The sequence below is a fragment of the Rubritalea sp. genome (assembly GCF_039830215.1).
Classification (GTDB): Bacteria; Verrucomicrobiota; Verrucomicrobiia; order Verrucomicrobiales; family Akkermansiaceae; genus Rubritalea.
Map to the genome: position 1 here is coordinate 1 of NZ_JBDOPO010000096.1, position 3,001 is coordinate 3,001.

The 3,001-nt window shown below is 48.4% G+C and carries 3 protein-coding genes and 1 pseudogene; 2 read left to right on the forward strand and 2 right to left on the reverse strand.

The genetic code is table 11. The features are described 5' to 3' along the window. Positions 1–73: 73 nt before the first annotated feature. Both ABGY95_RS03060 and ABGY95_RS03065 read right to left on the reverse strand, forming a co-directional pair. On the reverse strand, positions 74–298 hold the full coding sequence (locus ABGY95_RS03060) for a hypothetical protein (RefSeq protein WP_347440223.1): 225 nt from the start codon (positions 296–298) through the stop codon (positions 74–76). 215 nt (positions 299–513) lie between these two features. After that, positions 514–942, reverse strand: a complete 429-nt coding sequence (locus ABGY95_RS03065) for a hypothetical protein (RefSeq protein WP_347440224.1) — start codon at positions 940–942, stop codon at positions 514–516. A 144-nt stretch (positions 943–1,086) separates the two neighbouring features. Here ABGY95_RS03065 and ABGY95_RS03070 point away from each other — a divergent pair. Further along, positions 1,087–2,772 (forward strand): annotated as a pseudogene (locus ABGY95_RS03070) (Hsp70 family protein); the annotation flags it as partial. 110 nt (positions 2,773–2,882) lie between these two features. Beyond that, a partial coding sequence (locus tag ABGY95_RS03075) for a peptidylprolyl isomerase (protein ID WP_347440225.1) occupies positions 2,883–3,001 on the forward strand: 119 nt, incomplete at its 3' end.

The following is a 3,001-nucleotide window of genomic DNA, read 5'->3' on the forward strand; positions in this document are numbered from 1 at the left end:
TAGGTCATTTGGCACAGGCTCGGTTTTGAACGGTGGAGCCAGTGCTGATACTAATCAGCATCTGGGCCGTTGTTCAAGTTAAGCGGTGCACTTCCGGTTTGAATCCAAGGAGTAAGTTTCTTTCGTTCTTTGCTTTGTCTCGTGCGGAAACATCTAGAGAGGCACTGAAGAGTAGAGTATCTTCTTGATGCGTGACACTGTTAGGAAGGGGAATGAGTGGAGGTGTGGGCTCTATAGTTAAAAGTGCAGCTAATAGGCTGGCTGTGAAGAGCCAAGTAGTCGTCAAATGAGTTCTCATAGCGTTATTGCGCCAGTTACTGTACCATTGCCGCAAGCCACTCTCATAGGGTCAAGCTGGTAGGTAAATTTGACCGTCTAAGCAGTACCCAAAAGTTCACAGATAGGCTGGAGGTGCCGAGTTCCTTAATGGGGTAGTTCATCAGATTACAAAAAACCGCACAGTTCCGAAGAACTGTGCGGTCACCTAGTTACGTTTATCAAACGTGAAATTATTCATGCGCCACCACCGCGTGGTCCACCTTTTTTACCTCCTTTTTTGTGACCGAACTTGTGCCTAGGGAAGTGTGCACCAGCTTCACGAACAGCCTTACGCTCATCTCCGTTTAGTTTGCCGTCTCCATCGGTGTCGAACTTAGCGATGAATGAGGCTTTGATAGCGTTCTTCTCGTCTTCATCGAGCGCGCCGTCACCATTGCTGTCGTGCTTGGCGATGAATGTGGCCTTCCGCTCGGCCATAGCAGCCTTGGCCGCTTCACGTTCTCCTTCAGAGATTTTGCCGTCGCCGTCCTTGTCGAATTTCTCAATCATGTGGGCACGTCTCTTGTCGCAGCCTTTGTTGCCCCCCGCTTTACCTTCCTCAGCTTGAGCGAGGGCTGAAATGGAAAGGGCTGTGATTGCAAATAGTAGTGTTTTTGTTTTCATAAATTCTATTGGGTTCACATACTGAAACCGTGCTTTTGCTGGGGAGTTGCAAAAAATGAATTATTTTTTTAACTATCTCAAAAGAGTGTCGATTTTTTGAGGAATCTTTTTGCTTAGTCGGAGATCAACCGCTAGCTAGTAGGCATGGTTGAGGATGTCATCGGTATTGATCTAGGAACGACAAATTCTGCAGTAGGTGTGGTAGAAAGTGGTTTTCCCATACTACTAGCGAATGCTGGTGGTGAGAGGATCAGTCCTAGTGCTGTCAGTTATGCTGCTGATGGTGGAGTTGTGGTTGGTCAGCCGGCGTTACGGCGCCGTGGGGCTGGAGCACAGGTGATTACTAGTGTGAAGCGCTACATGGGGCGGCGCTACGCTGAAGTGTCTGGGGATATTTACTGTGTGCCATTGAGCGCAGGCGCTGACGGAGCAGTTCTCGCAGCAGGTAAAACACCTATCGCAGTGAGTGCTGAAATTTTAAAAGAGCTCAAGAGCATTGCTGAAATGCAGCTCGAGCGAAGTGTGGCAAAGGCTGTAATCACAGTCCCAGCTTATTTCAATGATGCCCAGCGCAATGCAACCAAGCAGGCGGGCGAGCTAGCAGGTCTCGAAGTCATACGGATTGTCAGTGAGCCAACAGCGGCAGCTCTGGCATACGGACTAGATAAACTAGAAGAACACGCAAAGGTGGCTGTCTATGACCTAGGTGGTGGAACTTTTGATATCTCTGTTTTAGAAATGCGTGAAGGAGTCTTTCAGGTTTTGGCAACGGATGGAGATACCCAGTTAGGTGGTGATGATATCGATGATGCTCTCGCTCAGTGGGCATGGTCACAGCTCGGAGAACAATCAGGTTTATCTGGTGAAGAAAGACAGCGGCTCATCGACGCGGCACGTGACGTGAAGGAGCAACTTTCTTATGCTGAATCTACAGCTCTACGGATTCCATTTTTTCGTGAAGGATTGAATGTCGAGATCGAGGTTAGCCGTCAACAATTTGAAAAAGTAGTGGCGTCTGTGATTGGTAAAACCGAGAGTCATTGTCGACGCGTTCTCAATGATGCTGGGATTAAGTCTCCATCTGAAGAGTTAGACGCAGTCGTCCTAGTTGGTGGTTCTACCCGCATTCCTTCTGTGAGGGCTTTGGTTGAAAAAGTATTTAAGAAAACTCCAGATGTTAGCCAGCACCCAGACGAAGCAGTTGCTTTAGGAGCAGTTATTCAAGCTGGTGTGCTTTCAGGAGCACTCCGCGAGATGGTATTGCTCGATGTGACACCCTTGAGTTTGGGTATTGAGACTTTTGGTGGTTTGATGAATATCCTTATTCCACGTAATACAACGATCCCGTGCAAAGCTGGTGAAATGTTTACCAACGCTGTGGCGAACCAGCAAAGTATGCGGGTGCGGGTGCTCCAAGGTGAGCGTGAGATGGCCAGGGATAACTGGGAGCTGGGAAAAGTAGATGTAAACTTTGAGGCTGCACCGAAAGGTCAAGCTCGTGTCGGTGTTCAGTTTTCCATCGATGAAAACGGAATTTTAGAAGTACTTACACGCGACACGGTTACCAGCACTGACACCTTGTTAGAAATTGATAGTGCTGCAGTGGACGTAGATGATACTGCTGTGGAGAAGATGGTAAGTGAGAGTGTGGACTACGCATTCGACGATATGTCCGAGCGCATTTTCACAGAAGCCAAACTTAAGGCCGAGGAGTTACTCCCCGCAGTTCAAGCTGGGATGGAGCAAGTGGGAGGCATGATGGATGTAGCTGATGTGGAAACCATTCGTACGGCAGAAGCCGATGTGCGATCAGCCCTTCAAACGGAAGAAGCGAATATTCTGAAAGCCGCCGTCCAGCGCCTAGACAAAGCAACAGAGCACATGGCTGCTGTTTTAGTGGAAAAGGCAATGGAGGCAGCCCTGATGAAAAAGATTGGACAATTCCCGATGAAGCAAATAACGGCCGTATTCATGTTCCTTATGCCCTTTCAATGGCAAAAACAAATGCACCACATACAGGCGGTTCACAATTCTTTTTCGTTGACGGCGGTTCTTCTCC

What these genes read in the sequence shown, in the direction of transcription:
- ABGY95_RS03065 (WP_347440224.1), bottom strand. Translation starts at nt 942, where the DNA reads ATGAAAACAAAAACACTACTATTTGCAATCACAGCCCTTTCCATTTCA.
- ABGY95_RS03060 (WP_347440223.1), bottom strand. Translation starts at nt 298, where the DNA reads ATGAGAACTCATTTGACGACTACTTGGCTCTTCACAGCCAGCCTATTA.